The sequence below is a fragment of the Acinetobacter sp. UBA3106 genome (assembly GCA_002365595.1).
In the GTDB taxonomy this organism is placed as follows: domain Bacteria; phylum Pseudomonadota; class Gammaproteobacteria; order Pseudomonadales; family Moraxellaceae; genus Acinetobacter.
Map to the genome: position 1 here is coordinate 83453 of DFAM01000015.1, position 16545 is coordinate 99997.

General features: G+C 40.4%; 16 protein-coding genes and 1 pseudogene. 12 read left to right on the top strand and 5 right to left on the bottom strand.

The window, feature by feature from the left end; translation table 11 throughout:
- Nucleotides 1–17: 17 nt before the first annotated feature.
- The 3 genes from B4C48_RS07130 to gmk form a co-directional block, all read right to left on the bottom strand.
- The gene (locus B4C48_RS07130) at nt 18–2123 is read right to left on the bottom strand and encodes a RelA/SpoT family protein (RefSeq protein WP_291354966.1); all 2106 of its coding nucleotides are present in this window, start codon (nt 2121–2123) and stop codon (nt 18–20) included.
- A 219-nt stretch (nt 2124–2342) separates the two neighbouring features.
- On the bottom strand, nt 2343–2624 hold the full coding sequence (gene rpoZ / locus B4C48_RS07135; protein ID WP_131217345.1) for a DNA-directed RNA polymerase subunit omega: 282 nt from the start codon (nt 2622–2624) through the stop codon (nt 2343–2345).
- Between the two features lie 76 nt (nt 2625–2700).
- Nucleotides 2701–3324 carry a guanylate kinase gene (gene gmk, locus B4C48_RS07140; protein WP_291354970.1) on the bottom strand — a complete coding sequence of 208 codons (624 nt, stop codon included), beginning with the start codon at nt 3322–3324 and terminating at the stop codon, nt 2701–2703.
- A gap of 134 nt (nt 3325–3458) precedes the next feature.
- Between gmk and ispH the strand changes: the two genes are divergently transcribed.
- The 12 genes from ispH to rplS all read left to right on the top strand — a co-directional run bounded on the left by ispH (nt 3459) and on the right by rplS (nt 14767).
- Nucleotides 3459–4409 (top strand): 4-hydroxy-3-methylbut-2-enyl diphosphate reductase, encoded by a 951-nt coding sequence (gene ispH, locus B4C48_RS07145; protein ID WP_291354972.1) that lies wholly within the window; start codon nt 3459–3461, stop codon nt 4407–4409.
- 164 nt (nt 4410–4573) lie between these two features.
- The gene (locus B4C48_RS07150; protein ID WP_291354974.1) at nt 4574–5065 is read left to right on the top strand and encodes a GspH/FimT family pseudopilin; all 492 of its coding nucleotides are present in this window, start codon (nt 4574–4576) and stop codon (nt 5063–5065) included.
- The gene (pilV, locus tag B4C48_RS07155; RefSeq protein ID WP_291354976.1) at nt 5065–5574 is read left to right on the top strand and encodes a type IV pilus modification protein PilV; all 510 of its coding nucleotides are present in this window, start codon (nt 5065–5067) and stop codon (nt 5572–5574) included. The genes B4C48_RS07150 and pilV overlap by 1 nt, the downstream gene beginning before the upstream one ends.
- Nucleotides 5574–6563, top strand: coding sequence for a PilW family protein (locus B4C48_RS07160; RefSeq protein ID WP_291354978.1), 990 nt, complete (start codon nt 5574–5576; stop codon nt 6561–6563). Before pilV ends, B4C48_RS07160 begins: the two co-directional genes overlap by 1 nt.
- Nucleotides 6560–7369: a PilX N-terminal domain-containing pilus assembly protein gene (locus B4C48_RS07165; RefSeq protein ID WP_291354980.1), complete on the top strand. Its 810-nt coding sequence runs from the start codon at nt 6560–6562 to the stop codon at nt 7367–7369. The genes B4C48_RS07160 and B4C48_RS07165 overlap by 4 nt, the downstream gene beginning before the upstream one ends.
- Before the next feature lie 25 nt (nt 7370–7394).
- Nucleotides 7395–11528, top strand: coding sequence for a PilC/PilY family type IV pilus protein (locus tag B4C48_RS07170; RefSeq protein ID WP_291354982.1), 4134 nt, complete (start codon nt 7395–7397; stop codon nt 11526–11528).
- Nucleotides 11529–11539: 11 nt separating this feature from the next.
- The gene (locus B4C48_RS07175; protein ID WP_291354983.1) at nt 11540–12043 is read left to right on the top strand and encodes a type IV pilin protein; all 504 of its coding nucleotides are present in this window, start codon (nt 11540–11542) and stop codon (nt 12041–12043) included.
- A gap of 2 nt (nt 12044–12045) precedes the next feature.
- The gene (locus B4C48_RS07180) at nt 12046–12513 is read left to right on the top strand and encodes a type IV pilin protein (RefSeq protein WP_291354984.1); all 468 of its coding nucleotides are present in this window, start codon (nt 12046–12048) and stop codon (nt 12511–12513) included.
- 138 nt (nt 12514–12651) lie between these two features.
- Nucleotides 12652–12909, top strand: coding sequence for a 30S ribosomal protein S16 (gene rpsP / locus B4C48_RS07185; RefSeq protein ID WP_092820170.1), 258 nt, complete (start codon nt 12652–12654; stop codon nt 12907–12909).
- A gap of 30 nt (nt 12910–12939) precedes the next feature.
- Entirely contained in the window at nt 12940–13488 is a 549-nt protein-coding gene (gene rimM, locus B4C48_RS07190) for a ribosome maturation factor RimM (protein WP_092820169.1), read from the top strand.
- A 28-nt stretch (nt 13489–13516) separates the two neighbouring features.
- Nucleotides 13517–14257: a tRNA (guanosine(37)-N1)-methyltransferase TrmD gene (gene trmD, locus B4C48_RS07195; RefSeq protein ID WP_180082698.1), complete on the top strand. Its 741-nt coding sequence runs from the start codon at nt 13517–13519 to the stop codon at nt 14255–14257.
- A 135-nt stretch (nt 14258–14392) separates the two neighbouring features.
- Nucleotides 14393–14767, top strand: a complete 375-nt coding sequence (gene rplS, locus B4C48_RS07200; protein WP_291354989.1) for a 50S ribosomal protein L19 — start codon at nt 14393–14395, stop codon at nt 14765–14767.
- 67 nt (nt 14768–14834) lie between these two features.
- Here rplS and B4C48_RS07205 read toward each other — a convergent pair whose 3' ends face one another.
- On the bottom strand, nt 14835–15809 hold the full coding sequence (locus B4C48_RS07205; protein ID WP_291354992.1) for an esterase/lipase family protein: 975 nt from the start codon (nt 15807–15809) through the stop codon (nt 14835–14837).
- A 109-nt stretch (nt 15810–15918) separates the two neighbouring features.
- Nucleotides 15919–16545: pseudogene (locus tag B4C48_RS07210) on the bottom strand (triacylglycerol lipase); the annotation flags it as partial.

The window sequence follows — 16545 nt, forward strand, 5'->3', positions numbered from 1 at the left end:
CGTTACTTATGTTTGAACTAACTGGCTTTGGAGGTTTCAGCAATATTGATGGGCTGGGCTAAACGGACGATGCGTGGAAAACCAAAATGCATACGTAAATCGCGAATAATCTGCGCAATTTGCTTACGATTATGCACGACGATATTAACGTAGGTTTTGTCTTCATGGTTATGCACCATTTCAACCCCGGTTTTTTCCTTCCGGCATTGATAAATCAGGTCGGAAACTTGTTCATCACTCATTTCCATATCAATGCTCAAATAAGCGGTGAAACTGATGTCATTAACTTCTTCAGAGGTCCAATGCAACGGCATAATATTTTCTGGATGCTGATGCTGTTCATGCAAAAGATTATGACAACGGGCACGATGCACAATTAAACCACGGCGAGAAAGGTGTCCCTGAATCGGATCGCCCAGTACAGGGTTGCAACAATGGGCATATTTGACATCTACCCCTTCAGTGCCTTGAATGAGACGGGTAGAGGACTGATTATCCAGACTTTGCCCTTGTGCAAACAAATGGTTGGCCACTAATTGCGGTAACAGGTCACCCACAGCAATCTGTTCAAATAGCTGCTCCTTGGATTCGATATATCGCCATTGCAAAATATCCATCCAGTCCGATTCAGTTAAATCTTTAATGGAGCGATTAAACAGTTTCAGCGCACGATTCAGAGCCTGCTGACCCACCAGTTGTTGTTCTTCAATATCTTGATCCCGCAAAATATTCTGTATCGCACGACGCGCTTTCTGGGTGTTAATAAAGCTGAGCCAGTCGGGATTGGGTGTCGCCAAGACATCCGTGATGATCTCGATCACTTGCCCACTTACTAGCGGGGTGGAAAGAGGGCGGGTTTCCCCATTTATCTTTGCTCCTACAGCATGGTTGCCTAAAAACAGGCTGGCTGAATAAGCAAAATCGACTGCGGTAGCCCCTTGAGGGAGTTCGTGCAAATGGCCATGTGGGGTATATACCCAGATTTTTTCTTGGTGCAAATAATCTAACAAATCACTAAAAGTGGTTTTGGCACATTCACCATCTACCAATACATTCAGATTCTGCATAGACGCCTGAATGGCTGAACGGCAGGCTTGCGGTGCATTTTCACCCAATACCACACCAAAACGGGCAGCCTTACGCATCAGCTCGGTCTGAATGGTCAATGAAAGTGTAGTTTTTTCACCTTTTAACCGCATCATTAAAGACTGGTTACCACCCGGTAATGGACGGCGAATATGGTCTTCATAATGCAAAATCTGGAAATTTTCGCGCAGAATTTCTGCCAGGCGGTCACAGTCAGCGATGCTTTGCAGAATAATCTCAAAAGCATGACTGTGAGTCAGTTCCTGTAGATTAATATCGTTTTTGACGAAGTGGCGCAGTAATTCAATATTATTATTTTTCTTTTTAATACGACCGCTAATCTGGTGTTGTTGCAGCAGCTCAGTCAGCTTCTTTTCCCAGATGCTCTGATATTCGCAGCGTTTCGGTTTAGTTTGTAATAATGCATCTTGCACATTATTAAACATATCCAGGTCAAGATTTTGATAGCAAAGATGTTCCAGATTGTCGGCCATCTCGTTCATACCAACAATACGCGCCATAGGCACAAAAATATCAAAGGTTTCCTGCGCAATACGTGCGCGTTTATCAGGACGTAATGATCCCAGAGTGGTCATGTTGTGATAACGGTCGGCCAGTTTAATGATAATGACACGCGGGTCTTGTAGGGTGGCTTGCAGAATTTTTCGGAAAGATGCAGCTTTATTATATTCTTTATCACTTGAATGGCTGAGTTTAGTCACACCATCGACCAGTTCGGCAACGGTACGTCCAAATTTTTCACAAATATCGTCTTTGTTGAAGTCAGTATCTTCAATCACATCATGCAGCAGGGCAGCCATCAGGGTTTCGGCATCCAGGCGCATATGCGAAAGAATACTGCTGACCGCAATCGGATGCAAAATATAAGGTTCGCCGCTTTTACGGGTGATGCCGTCATGGGCAATATCGGCATAATCGCAGGCCACAAGCACGCGCTCGACATCGCTTGCACTTAAGTAAGCATCGATAATAATTTTGAGCTGTTGTTTGGCTTGGCTGACCTGTGGGCCTGGCATATAACACCTTTAATACTTCAGTTTCTACAATTTAAAACGCTAGCCCTTTAATGAAAAACATATTGCATGACTTGTCAAATTTTTCATTTAAAAAAAGCAAAAAGACACAGCTTTAATAACCTATCTTTAACCTTATGTTATAACGTTTATTAGCCCAATATAAAAGTTATGCAATAAAAAAAGCCTAGTCAAAACTAGGCTTTTTTAAGATTTTTTTTCTTATTGGAAAGAAAAGCCATCTAAATTCAAATTGTTTGCAGAAAGTGCAAGGTCAAGACTGGATGTTTGGTAGTCTTGATCACGTTGTTTCAAAATATCTTTAGATACATGACCAGCTGCAATTTCACGTAAAGAGACTACAGTCGGTTTGTCGTTATCCCACTCTACAGTTGGTTCAATGCCTTGACGTGCCAATTGACGCGCGCGTTTGCTTGCCACTAGTACAAGCTCAAAGCGGTTGTCTACATGGTCTAAACAATCTTCAACGGTTACGCGTGCCATAAGAATTCTCGTTTGAATATTAAATTTGAACAGACTGGGCAGTATAAAATGCTTTGCCTGTAGACTCAAGTTTTAATCACGGTTCGATAGGAGTAATTAATTTTTCAATTAATTCCTGATGACGGGCAGCTTGCTGAGATAATACTAAACGATTGGCAATAATCACGCATTCCAGATCATGCAGTGCCTTATTAAAGTCATCGTTAATAATAATATAGTCGAAGTTGCTATATTGCTGCATGTCTTCAACTGCACAACCCAGGCGGCGTTCAATCACTTCCACCGAGTCGGTGCCCCGATTGGAAAGACGTTGACGCAAGTCAAACTGGCTAGGAGGTAAAATAAAAATTTGTTTGGATTCAGGAAAAAGTTTGCGGACTTGATCTGCACCTTGCCAATCAATTTCAAGTAAAACATCATGCCCTTTGGCAAGCTGCTGTTTTACAGTCGCTTGAGCAGTACCGTAATAATTGCCAAACACTTCTGCATATTCAATAAAACCGCCTTGCTCAACCAAGGCAAGAAAATCTTCTTTTTTTGAAAAATGATAATGTACACCGTCAAGCTCACCAGGGCGTTGACCGCGCGTGGTATGGGAGACAGAAACGTGCAAATTGGTTACACGGTCGAGAAGGGCTTTAACGAGGGATGTTTTGCCTGTTCCGGATGCAGCAGAAACGACAAACAAGAGACCCGACATGATATTTTTCCTGATATGATAAAATATCTTCTCTATTTTAGAGTAGACCAGCATCAAACTAAATAGCTGATCGAAGTTTGTTTGCATTTATTTCAAATTATTCCGCTCAACTTCGGGTGAACATTGAGGATCTTATGGAAATTGTATTGGCCAATCCACGTGGTTTTTGTGCAGGTGTCGACCGAGCAATTGCGATCGTCAATCGGGCACTAGAATGCTTTAATCCACCTATTTATGTGCGTCATGAAGTGGTGCATAACAAATTTGTAGTGGATGATTTACGTCAGCGTGGTGCCATTTTTGTCGATGAACTGGATGAAGTTCCAGATGACAATATTGTGATCTTTAGTGCGCATGGAGTGTCGAAAGCGGTTCAAATCGAAGCGGAGCGCCGCGGTTTAAAAGTATTTGATGCAACCTGTCCACTCGTGACCAAAGTGCATATAGAAGTGACGAAATATGCACGTGAAGGAACAGAAGCCATTTTAATTGGTCATGAAGGCCATCCGGAAGTGGAAGGCACCATGGGACAATATGACAAGAAAAATGGTGGTGAAATCTATCTGGTTGAAGATGAACAAGATGTAGCAGCATTACAAATACAGCATCCCGAAAAAGTGGCTTTTGTTACTCAGACAACATTGTCTATTGATGATACTGCCAAAGTAATTGATGCTTTACGTACAAAATTCCCTCACATTCAGGGGCCACGTAAAGATGATATTTGTTACGCCACTCAAAACCGTCAGGATGCGGTACGTGACTTGGCCACTCAGTGTGATGTGGTTTTGGTTGTTGGTTCCCCAAATTCGTCAAATTCAAACCGTTTGCGCGAGCTGGCGGAGCGTATGGGCAAACATGCTTATTTAGTCGATAATGCAGATCAGCTTGATCAAGCCTGGTTTAATGAAACGACCAAAATTGGCGTTACTGCTGGCGCATCGGCACCCGAAATTTTAATCAAGCAAGTGATTCAACGTTTACAGGACTGGGGGGCGAAAGCACCAGAAGAGCTGGCAGGCCGCGAAGAAAATATTACGTTTAGTTTGCCGAAAGAGTTACGGATTCCTGTAACTCAGGCCTAAATTGTGAATGATTTAACATTCTGAAAATTTAAAAAAATTTAACAGATAATTGTATTGTGGCAATTATCTGTTTTTTTATACCTTTTATCTCTATTTGTGTCAGTTTTGTAATTTAGTCCGATATTATTTTTACTAGGGTAAATTTTTGTTGCCTGGGGGGGAGTATGCAAAGAAAAGAACAGGGATTCACTTTAATTGAGCTGATGATAACAATAGCTATATTGGCGATTATCGCAACGATGGCCGCTCCTTCTTTTAATAATTTATTAATCAAAGAGAACCTTAAAACAACTGCCTACAATATGAAGGATACATTAAAAGAGGCAAGAAGTCGGGCAATGTTAAATAGAAATGAAACAGTAGTTTGTACATCAGTAAATAAATCAGCTGTCGCGATAACACAAGCAGAATGCGGTGCAGCATTAACAAATTATTCAACAAGCATGTCAACTTCCCTTAAAACAGCTAGTGTTCTGATTGTAAATGTTGAAAAAAAAATAACTCTAAAAACCACCTCGGATGACAGTTTTGTCTTTTCAGCTCGGGGAAATTTAAGTGCTTCTAAAACAATTACTTTTTGTTCTTCTGTAGGGTCTTATATTTTAGCAGTGGGTATCTCAGGAACTGTGGATATTTCACAAGGAGCCGCGTGCTGATGATAAATATTTCTCGCCAAAAGGGTGTGGGGCTGATGGAAGTTCTAGTTGCTATGCTAATTCTAGCAATTGGAATTTTGGGATATGCCGCTTTACAAGTTAAAGCAACTGCGGCGACTGAAGAATCTATGAAAAGATCTGATGCACTTATTTTATTAAATGGTCTTGCAGAAAAAATAAGATTGAATCCAACCGGAAATTATAAAGCAGCAATACCTACTGCTTTACCTAATTGTAGTAGTGGGTGTAATGCGGATAGTCAGGCCTTATATGATTTAAAACAATATAATGATGTGGCTGCAACTAAGGGAATTACCTTGGGAATAATCAATTGTTTAAATACTTCAACAAGTCAACAAAGATTATGTTTGATCGCTGCATGGAATGATACTGAAGCTATAACAAATGCCAAAGCAAGCTCTGAAGCTGAAGAACCTGAAAATGCATGTATAAAAACCGATGGAAAATATGTAAGTGATTCAAATTGTTTGGTGTTGGAGGCATATTGATGAAAAGTATGAATCAATCTGGTTTCACACTTATAGAGTTAATGATTGCTTTAACCCTAGGTCTAATTTTAGTTGCTGTAGCTATTCAATTACTTATTAGCGGTCAAGTAAATTATCGAATTCAAACTTCAGCCTCGTCTTTGCAAGATAGTGGTGTATTTGGGGTGAACTACGTTACTAAAAATATTAGATTGGCTAATCATGGCAATGCCGGTGCAATGAATGATGAGTCACTTTATGGTGGGATTGTTTTGAGTAATCAAACCAGTGGCTCTGCCACGCCTTTGGCTGATGGCAATTTAAAGGATCTAAAAGTTGGCACAGCCGTGCTTACCGGTACTAATTTAATTTCAGCGAATCTAAATAATGATAGTGCATTTAGTGCATACCGAAAAAGTGATCAGTTGGTAATTATGTACCAAGCGCCTATGAATACATTTACATGCGATGGAAAAAAGGTAAAAGGTCCTGAAAAAACTAATACTAGTTATACTAAAGGTTGGTATGTAGTTGAAAGATATTATATTAAAAAAGATTCTACTAAAAATGAAGCAAATTTAAACTGTTCGTCAGCTATGTTTATCGCTACAGGTGAAACTGTTCCTCAAACGTATGAATCAACCACAATTTCCGCTGTAAATACTCTAACCACAAACTATGCATCAAATGCAGGCGAAATGATTGCTAAAAATGTTGAATATATGCGGGTACAGTTAATTATTCGTAATGGTGATGGTTCAACCCGTACTTTAGGAATTGATGAATACAATGCTATACCAGTTTCAGCAACGGTTAGGCATCGACCAGCTGTTATCGGGGTGAATTTAGGATGGCTGGTCCGATCTGCTGAAAAAGTAGCTATGGCTGCGAAAACGAATTTTACCGTGTTGGATCAAACAATAACAGCAACTAATGACGGTTATATGCGTCAGGTATATACCACTACAATTGCACTACGTAATGGTGGATTAGGAGATATTATTCAATGATAAATCGTTCTAATCACCAAGCGGGTGCAACACTTATTACAGTATTGATATTGTTAGTTTTAATGACAATTATTGGATTATATGCAATACGCAACAGTATTTTAAACCTAAAACTTGCTACCAATGCACAAGTGCAAACATTATTAATGCAAACTTCTGATGTGGCACTAGATCATTTAGAAAAAAACTTTAATAGCAATGAAGCAACCAATTTGGCGGGTACGCCTGTTGGCCAAGTCTTATTAGATGGCAATCAAGGCAAAGAACTCCAATTCTGTTTTAAACCTACTGAAATAGAAAATAGCGCTGCAAAAAATAATATTTTCTTTAATTTAGGTGATTTCCGAATCATTGAACGTTCTTCTACTTCAAGTTCTACTGGCGTAAGTGCTGCTCTTTCTGGGGATATTAGTGCTGTGTGTAATCCAGCCACAATGTTTTCGATTAGTCGTAAAGCTATTGTGACTCAAATCGCAGTGGTAAATCCTGATGATCCAGCTGTGGAAATGCGTAAATTTGAATTAGCTAACAAAAATACAGATTTAAAAGCAGATGTAGATACTAAACGTGTTCGAGTTGTTGCAACCTCTTTTGCACCTGCTATGGCACCATCTGTCACTCTTACAGATATGAATACCTGCTTGGGTGAGCGAGTTATGGATGAATTGTTATTAAAAAATAGAGCAGAGAGTACAAGTGGACAAGTAAAAGTTGAAACCTTGCATGAATGTCTGAAAAAACTTGGCGTGCCGCTTAATACGCAGATTGCAGAATATGTTGTTCGTTTAACCGAAACCAAAAGTTAAGCGCAGGAAGATTGGGAGAAGAAAGATGAAATTAAAACCCCTTGTAATAATGATGGCATTGATTCCAGTGATGGTATTGCCGACTAGTACTGCGGTTTTGGCGAGTGATTTGAGTTTATATAAAGGGAATACTACAGGAACGGCTTCGATTTTAATGATGTTAGATACATCAGGAAGTATGGGGATTAGTTCTTTAGTCTTACCTAAAAATAATCAATATGGTAGTCCGGGAGATGTGGATAATCCATTATGTGATCGGGTTGATGTTAAAGAATATAAAAATGACTATAAAGATTCAACAGCTGTAAATTTTAAGGAATGGGCATATAACTTAAAAGATACACGTACAACAAGTCCCACATATAATAAAACATCCATTTATAAAAGTGTGACAATAGGTGGTACGGTTATTCCTTATTATGTACGTGGTTGTACTGCGGGTGGAATTACTCAATATGACCGTCTATCACGACTTAAGGATGCGATTTTACCTTTACTAGCAGGCACTCAGCTGAGTGATAGTGTAGTGATGGGGTTGGGGCAATTTTCAGCTAGAACGGAGCTTACGATTGGTAATGTGCCGACAAAACTAGTAGATGGTCATTCAGGTCGAATTCTTGTGCCGAATGGAGCGTTAACATCACAACAACGTATTAAAATTGCGCAAGCACTAGCAGCAATCAAATCTGTTGATACTACAACTGATGAAGATGGCACAAAAAATGATAATTTAAAAATTTCCAGTCAAACCTATCCAAATATTATTAAGGCAGCCAGTGGTACACCAACTGCTCATGCATATGCAGAAGCAGCTGCTTATATGATGGGGACTGGAACAGGCGGTACAGCGACCTCATCGACAAAGATGGGGTATATTTATGATGGTTATATGCTTAAGCAAAAAGGCACAGAACAAGTTTATTTACTCTGCGCTACATTAGGTGGGGGTACCACTTCAGCTTTAGGTGCAACAGTTAAACAATGTCCTAGTGACTGGCCAGAATGGGATGATGCAAAAAAGACGGTAACGGGAACAAGCATATATAAACCTTACGATGGGTCATGTACTCAAGCAGCTTCTCCTAATACTGGTTGGTGTTCTGTTTCCTATTCTGATTTCAAGACTGCGGTAGGTGGAGGGATGTCTAGTTTATGGGATGCTTACAAAAAACTTCCCGTTGGTTGGAGGTTTGATGGTTGGGTTAGAGTTCCTAGTGAGCCACTTGATATTGAGCCCGTAGTTGGAACAGTATGGGGTTATCCTGATAGTATTAATGGTCTAGTATCCTACCGTACCAGTCCTTTTTCTCTAGATGGAACTAGCGATAATACAGTTGGAGGCTTTGCATATTCCGCTTCCGATAGTAAAAAAACTGATGGCACTAATACTTATATTAAAGCAGCTTCAAGTAGTGAATGTAATGGTAATGGGATTTACTTTCTAACTGACGGTGCGCCAAATTCGACAAAAGATGTAATGGCACGTACCATAATGAATAAATCTTTGAATGACAATGCTACTTATACATTCACAGCAAAACCATCAGGTACGGGTATTTTGGTCTCACCTACTTTAAAATCTGATTTGTTTGCTGGTGAAACGGGGGGGTGGGAGTATATAGGTGAATATGCTAAAAAACTTCGTGATAAAACTAAAAATCCAGGTGGGGTATCAATTAAAACTGCGGTTGTAGGCTTTGGTGCATCTTTTGAGGGGTTAACGCGAAAATCAGATGGTACTTATGATTGCAACACTGTTACTGCGACTCAAGATGCTAAAAATGCATGTAAATGGGGATCAAAAGGAGCTGGTTTTGGGGAAGGGGGATTCTACCAAGCTACTAATTCAGATGATATTGCTAACAGTATTATTAAGTTCGTTGAAGATATCAAAGTATCATTTACTCCCTCTAGTTTAGGATCCATTTCTGTTCCACGTGATCCTTTAGATCAAACTAAATATATGACTCAAGGCTTTTTCCCTATGGTTATGCCAATGGAAGATACCAGTTTACGTACTTGGGCAGGTAATTTAAAGAAATATAATATTGTCGGTGGAACGTTAAAGGACAGTAGTGGCAATGCTATTTATAAGCTTGAAAATAATCAACAGGTTATAAATTCAAGTGCAAAAGACTTATGGTCTAATGCGGAAACAACAGGTACTGACCATTCATTAATTAACAGTGGTGGTGCATGGAATAAAATTCCGGTTCCATCCACGGCGCAAGCAGCAGTTGATGCAATTAGTAATATTAATAGTGAACGTAAAGTCTATATTTTAGAAGGTAGTTCCTTAAAAAAAGTGACTCCAGAAAATCTTGCTACTAATTTTACTGGTACAAGTGCATTAACGGGTTCATATACCGTTAATCAGCGTTTAGCTTTATTGAATTATTTAGGTTATAAAACAACTTTTCCTGCTGCTGCGACACAAACAACACTAACAAATAGCGAGATTGCACCACTTGCAGTAAATCCGGCTAGTCCATATCGATTCTTAGGCGGGGTTGTACATTCAACACCTTTGATGGTAACTAAAGAATCTACGGTTTCATCAAATAATGCAGTTGGCACTCGTGAAGAATATACGGTTTATGGGTCGATGGAAGGCGGCTTGCATATCGTAAATTCGGCAACAGGCAAAGAACAATCTGTCTTTGTGCCTCAAGAAATTTTAAGTAATCAATATGATACTTTAGCAAATGGCAATTCAAAAGGTGTAGGTGCGTTGACTGGGGTTGCTTATGGAGTAGATGCACCATGGGTAGCGGATAATACCTTTAAAGTACAGACAACAACATCTAATGGAACCTCAACGACAAAGTACATCGCCAATAAAATCAATATTTATGGTGGTCTTCGTATGGGAGGAAAGGTACTTTACGGATTAAATATTCTAAATCCAACAAGTCCTGCTCTTTTATTTCAAATTAAACCTACAACAACAAATGAATTTCAACGGATGGCACAAATTTGGTCTAAACCTACTGTTGCTGAAATTCGTGTGAAAGGTGAGCGAAAGAAAGTGCTTATTTTTGGCGGTGGTTATGATGCAGATGTTTATGAAAAACCTGCTGCTAGTTTTACTGAACCCTCTTCGACTTATGGAAATGTCTTGTATGTAGTGGATGCTACAACTGGTGCTTTAATCTGGATGAGTAGTTCAGATACCTCAGGTATAACTGATTCTTATAAGAAAACAACTCAAGCGGATTTGAAATATAGTATTGTGGGTCAACCTGTAGTGCGTGATTATGATGCAGATGGTCTTGCAGACATGATTTATTTTGCAGACTTGGGGGGGCAGATTTTCCGTGTTGATTTAAATAATAACAATCAAATGTCTAAGACAGCAGATACCAATATTGCAGTTCGTGTACAAACGCTTGCTAAATTAAGAACAACGGATACAACTCCATTTGTTCCACGTTTTTATGATCGTTTGTCAACAGCGGTCTTTGATGATGGACAAAACCGTTTTGTACTCGTAACTGCTGGCTCTGGTAATCGTAGTTTTCCACTCGAAGAGGAAAGAGGTGGGAAAAATAAAATTTATGGATTGATCGACCGAGATGCGGCAGCAAATAACCTGGAAAAATCTTCTTTTACGCCGGCTGCGGTGATTACTCCAGATTTATTGGCAACATCGGGTATTTTAGGTAAAACTGTAACCAAACAAATTTCTAATGCAGACATTGCAAACATGAAATTAACTACAGGAAGTACCATGTTACGAGGCTGGAGCTTTGAGTTACGTTCTGTGGATACAGGTAATTACGCTCGAGCTTTTGAAGAGTCTCAGTTAATTACTGGAGATTTATATGTCAGTCTTTATGATCCTAAAGCAACCTTAACAGGTACTGCAAATAATTGTGGAGGAGGGGTGACAGGTATTTCTACAACACATCGTATTTGTATGCCTTATGGTGACTGTGCTGCATATGTGAAAACCAGTTACCAAGGAATTAATGGTCCAGCTTTCGGTGTGGTATCTAGTTCTGATCCTCGTACGACTTCTTTAGTCGCTCCAATAGCAGAAACAAGAGAAGCATGTGTAGGAAATTGCCCGACTGCAAATACAAGCTTAACTGATAAAAATCTTTCTACATATAGTCAAGTACGAAAAATTAAACCTGTACGTTGGTTTGAGTGGTGAGGATAAACTATATGGCAGGACATCAAAATATAAGAGCAGGCTTTACTTTAATTGAATTGATGGTTGTAGTGGTGATTGTTGCAATTTTTGCAGCAATCGCTATTCCAAGTTATGAAGTTTATGTTGTTCGAGCACATAAATCAAAAGCACAATCAGAAATGCTTAAGATTGCTGAGCGTTTAGAAAATTATAAAGGGAAGCAATTAAGTTATGCGGGTTATATTCCGGAACATCAGACCTCAACAAAAGGGGAGATCAATATTCCTTATGATTCTGCAAGTAACTATGACTATCGAATCAAAATTGTTGATATTAATGATTCCACAAAAGCTTTAGAAGACTCAACAATTGGGCAAGGTTGGAAAATGATTGCGTCTCCCAATCAATTAAAAGGGAATGCACTTAGAGCCTCTGAATATTTATTATTGGATTCTAGGGGAGGGAAGTGTATGACTAAAGATTCGTTAACTATTTCTAGCACAAGTTGTGGTGACAATAGCAAGGAGTGGAAATAATAATGAAAAATTTTAAAGGTTTTACTCTCATCGAACTTATGATTGTTATTGCTGTGTTAGCTATTTTAGCTGCAATTGCATATCCATCTTATCAAGGCTATGTAAAAAGGAAAAATCGTACTGAAACCCAAAGTACGATGATGGAAATCGCCCAAAAATTGCAGTCATATAAATTAGCGAATGGAGATTATGGGAAAAGTAATACCAATTCGGGTTATGCAACAAATCCACTTACCAATCCAAATGTTTATGGAAAAACAGTGTCACCGCGAAGTGGAGCAGCCATTTATAATTTGACCATAACAAATACGCCAAATTCATCTTGGACATTAACAGCCACACCGATTTCAACAAGTATTCAGAAAGATGATGGTGCATTAACTCTTACCAATGCTGGTACTCAATGTTGGTATAAAGGTAAAGACATCCCATCTACAACGGATATTTGTTTAGCTTGGTCTGAGAAATAAATTCAAACTGTGGATAACCTGAAATTTGATCTTTCTTTCAACGCAAATATAACGTAAAATATTGCCCTCTATGAAAGGGGTTTGAAATGTATCGATGGTCGGTACAGGGATAATCCGTAAAAACTATAAGGTTGTATCATGGTAGTTATTCGTCTTGCACGCGGTGGTGCTAAAAAACGTCCGTTCTATCAAATTATTGTAACTGATAGCCGCAATGCGCGTGACGGTCGTTTCATCGAACGTATTGGTTTCTTCAACCCTACAGCTCAAGGTAAAGCAGAAAAACTTCGTTTAGATGCTGACCGTTTTGCTCACTGGGTAGCACAAGGTGCTCAACCTTCTGAACGTGTTGCTTCTTTAGCTGCTCAAGCTAAGAAAGCTGCAGCTGCTGCATAATTTTTATATAAATTAGGTAGTAGTTTGCCCATGACACCAACACAGAATGTTCCCGAAGATCGTATTCAGATTGGACAGTTACGTTCAGCTTATGGATTAAATGGGTGGCTCTGGGTCTATTCCAATACAGAACCTATGAGCAACATCTTTGACTATCTGCCTTGGTACATTGAGACCAAAGCAGGTTGGCAAACAGTAGATGTAAAACGTTGGAAACCGCATGGCAAAGGCCTGGTTGTTTCGCTAAAAGGTGTGAGTGATCGTACTGCAGCGGATGAACTGGTTGGCGCAAATGTCTGGATTTCAAAAGCGCAGCTTCCGAAAGCAGGTGTGGACGAGTATTACTGGTCAGATTTAAAAGGCTTAACTGTGTTAGGTCTGAATGAAGAAGACCAGGAAGTCAATCTTGGTAAAATCCATGAACTGTTTGAGACCGGTGCCAATGATGTGATGGTGGTTCACGCAACACCAGACAGCGTTGATGCTGAAGAGCGTATGATTCCATGGCATAAAGATGTGGTACAACGCGTTGATATTGAAGCTGGTCGTATCTACGTTAATTGGGGCGTAGACTACTAACAATTTTTCGGAAATACGGGAGTCTGCGATGTTTTTTGCAGTCATTACGCTTTTTCCTGAAATGTTTGAAGCGATTACAGCCTATGGTATTAGCGGGCGTGCGGCGAAACGTGAAATAGTACAAGTCACTTGTATTAATCCACGCGATTATGCTGAGGGCAACTACAAAAGAGTGGATGAACGTCCATTTGGTGGTGGTCCCGGTATGGTGATGATGGCAGAACCTCTGTCAAAAGCAATCAACCATGCCAAAGAGCTTGCGCAAGAAGCAGGAGCGGTGAACGTGCCTGTGGTGTATATGTCACCGCAAGGTAAAACCTTAAACGAAGCTGCGGTACAAGATTTTGTTCAATATGACGGATTGATTGTACTGTGTGGACGTTATGAAGGGGTCGATGAACGTTTGATCCAGCATTATGTTGATCAGGAATGGTCAATTGGAGATTACGTCTTGTCGGGTGGTGAACTGCCTGCGATGGTTTTATTGGACAGTATTATCCGGAGACTTCCGGGTGCCATGTCAGATGAACAATCTCACGTGCAAGACTCATTTGTGGATGGTCTTTTAGATTGCCCACAATATACCAAGCCAGACCATTTTGAAGGTTTGGAGGTGCCTGAAGTACTTAAATCCGGGCATCATGCCAATATTGAAAAATGGCGGTTTTTGCAGCGCTATCAACGCACCTTGGAACGCAGGCCAGAGCTTGTGGAAAAAGTTGAGCTGACCAGCCAGCAAAAAAAATGGCTACGAGATTTGAATACTTAATCGTATTCGTTAATAGGCTTTTTATGCATTGAAGCGGTCAAGCATAAAAAGAAATATAATCGGGTATATGCGCTTTAGCCTCTATATCCAGTGGAATTCAGACCCTTCTGAGCCACACATTATTGGAGATACCCCATGAGCGGTAAGCATCCTTTAGTTCAAGTAATTGAAAATGCACAATTGAAACAAGACATCCCTGCTTTTGCACCAGGTGATACAGTTATTGTTTCTGTAAAAGTTAAAGAGGGCGACCGTGAGCGTCTTCAGGCTTTTGAAGGTGTTGTAATTGCTAAGAAAAACCGTGGTTTGAACTCTGCGTTCACAGTACGTAAAATTTCTAGCGGTGTTGGTGTTGAGCGTGTATTCCAAACTCACTCACCAATCGTTGCTGGTATCGAAGTGAAACGTCGTGGTGACGTTCGTCGTGCTAAACTTTACTACCTACGCGAATTGTCTGGTAAAGCTGCACGTATTCGTGAAAAATTGCCAGCTCGTAAAGTTAAAGCTTAATTTTAAGTTTTATACGAGTAAAAAATGCGCCTTTTGGCGCATTTTTTATGTCTGAAATTTAAGTGGATTATAAGCCTTGCAGTTTTAAGCGGTTGGCATGCTGGCGATAGACATCTACCGGATCAGGTGCAAAGGTAGCTTTCAATCCAAGCACTTGATTGACCTCATCCAGGTGGTTCCAGTTGTAGTCATCCCGAATGGTTTTACCAAATTTGGCGCTACAGCGAGGCACCAAACCGTCATTATCACGGCCGCCATCAATCAACAAACTGGTGGCTTTCAGTACAGAGTCGACATCCAGCAGATTGGTTACGGTGCCTATACCGGTAAAGGAATAATTGTAAATGCCTTGTTCCACTGCAGCACCTTCACCGCATGCACTACTTGGCATACCCAGCGGATATTGCTGTGCGAACTTTGCAGAGCCAGAAGTACTTAAGCTGTTGGCACTGGCGAGGGAATCATGTGGATAGCTGTTCGGATCTAAACCTTGAGCCCATACAATGGCTTTGGACAGTGCATTCACCACGGAAGTCACCGGTGTTTCTAAAATGGGTGCCGCATCACGAACCGTCAAAATTAAATTGGAGACAGGTGAGCCTTTATTGGTTGCACCCACTGTGGTTAATGAAGCTACATATTGCGGTTTAATACCGGCAATATAGCGAATGGTGGGTCCACCGTGAGAGTGGCCAATCAAATTGACTTTTTCTGCACCAGTGATGGCACGGATTTCTTCCACTTGTTGTAATAATTGTTCGCCGCGAATTTCAGATGAATTGAACGGAGATACACGAGTTGCCCAGACATTTGCACCATTTCGGGCTAAGTCGGGCAAAATTTGATACCAATAATCCAGGCCAAATTGATCAGTGCCCACGCGGATGAAGCCGGCCATACCGTGAGTAAAAACAATTGGATATTTGGTTTTGGCATAGCTTGAAACAGCTTTGCTACTGACTTGACTTGCCTGTGTGTCTGCATGTGCTGAAGCGAAGCAGCTACCGAGTAATAGACTGCTGATTAAAATTTTAATTTTCATCCTGTACCCTTATTTTTATTGATTTCTAAGTTGAAAGCTTCATACCAGCTAATATGCATACGGTTGATATGAAGCCGCAAAATTATTGTTTTTTAGCCTTCCGATGCGATTAAAGTCCTTGTAGCTTTAGACGATTGGCATGTTGACGATAGACATCCACTGGATCAGGTGCAAATAAAGATTTCAGCCCCAGCACTTGATTGACTTCATCTAAATGGTTCCAGTTATAGTCATCGCGGATGGTTTTACCAAACTTGGCACTACAGCGGGAGACCAGGCCATCATTTGCTTTACCGCCATCAATCAGCAAACTTGTTACTTTTAAAGCACCGTCAGGATCCAGTAAATTGGTCACTGTGCCTACGCCGGTAAAGGAATAGTTATAAATGCCTTGGTCTACCCATTTACCTTCTCCACATGTTGTACTTGGCATCCCTGTAGGGAACTTGGCATTAAACTGTGCAGAGCCTGCAAGGGTTAAACTTTTTCCACCGGCTAAAGAATCATGCGGGAAGCTTTTTGGATCAAGCCCTTGTGCCCAGGTAATCGCTTTGGAAACAAAATTGATAACGCCTACCAATGGACCTTCAATCGCTGTGCCTTCAGCGGATAGGATTAAATCCGCCACAGGTGAGCCTTTATTAGGTGCACCTACACCTGTCATTGAGGCGACTTTACCTGGTATTACCCCCGCAACGTAGCGAATGGTTGGACCACCATGTGAGTGACCAATAAG

Excerpts from the sequence above, each read along its gene's own strand:
- rplS (WP_291354989.1), top strand. The coding sequence starts at position 14,393 with ATGAGCGGTAAGCATCCTTTAGTTCAAGTAATTGAAAATGCACAATTG.
- B4C48_RS07150 (WP_291354974.1), top strand. The coding sequence starts at position 4,574 with ATGCAAAGAAAAGAACAGGGATTCACTTTAATTGAGCTGATGATAACA.
- rpsP (WP_092820170.1), top strand. The coding sequence starts at position 12,652 with ATGGTAGTTATTCGTCTTGCACGCGGTGGTGCTAAAAAACGTCCGTTC.
- rpoZ (WP_131217345.1), bottom strand. The coding sequence starts at position 2,624 with ATGGCACGCGTAACCGTTGAAGATTGTTTAGACCATGTAGACAACCGC.
- B4C48_RS07180 (WP_291354984.1), top strand. The coding sequence starts at position 12,046 with ATGAAAAATTTTAAAGGTTTTACTCTCATCGAACTTATGATTGTTATT.
- B4C48_RS07130 (WP_291354966.1), bottom strand. The coding sequence starts at position 2,123 with ATGCCAGGCCCACAGGTCAGCCAAGCCAAACAACAGCTCAAAATTATT.
- B4C48_RS07175 (WP_291354983.1), top strand. The coding sequence starts at position 11,540 with ATGGCAGGACATCAAAATATAAGAGCAGGCTTTACTTTAATTGAATTG.
- gmk (WP_291354970.1), bottom strand. The coding sequence starts at position 3,324 with ATGTCGGGTCTCTTGTTTGTCGTTTCTGCTGCATCCGGAACAGGCAAA.
- pilV (WP_291354976.1), top strand. The coding sequence starts at position 5,065 with ATGATAAATATTTCTCGCCAAAAGGGTGTGGGGCTGATGGAAGTTCTA.
- B4C48_RS07160 (WP_291354978.1), top strand. The coding sequence starts at position 5,574 with ATGAAAAGTATGAATCAATCTGGTTTCACACTTATAGAGTTAATGATT.
- ispH (WP_291354972.1), top strand. The coding sequence starts at position 3,459 with ATGGAAATTGTATTGGCCAATCCACGTGGTTTTTGTGCAGGTGTCGAC.
- B4C48_RS07165 (WP_291354980.1), top strand. The coding sequence starts at position 6,560 with ATGATAAATCGTTCTAATCACCAAGCGGGTGCAACACTTATTACAGTA.
- B4C48_RS07205 (WP_291354992.1), bottom strand. The coding sequence starts at position 15,809 with ATGAAAATTAAAATTTTAATCAGCAGTCTATTACTCGGTAGCTGCTTC.
- rimM (WP_092820169.1), top strand. The coding sequence starts at position 12,940 with ATGACACCAACACAGAATGTTCCCGAAGATCGTATTCAGATTGGACAG.
- trmD (WP_180082698.1), top strand. The coding sequence starts at position 13,517 with ATGTTTTTTGCAGTCATTACGCTTTTTCCTGAAATGTTTGAAGCGATT.
- B4C48_RS07170 (WP_291354982.1), top strand. The coding sequence starts at position 7,395 with ATGAAATTAAAACCCCTTGTAATAATGATGGCATTGATTCCAGTGATG.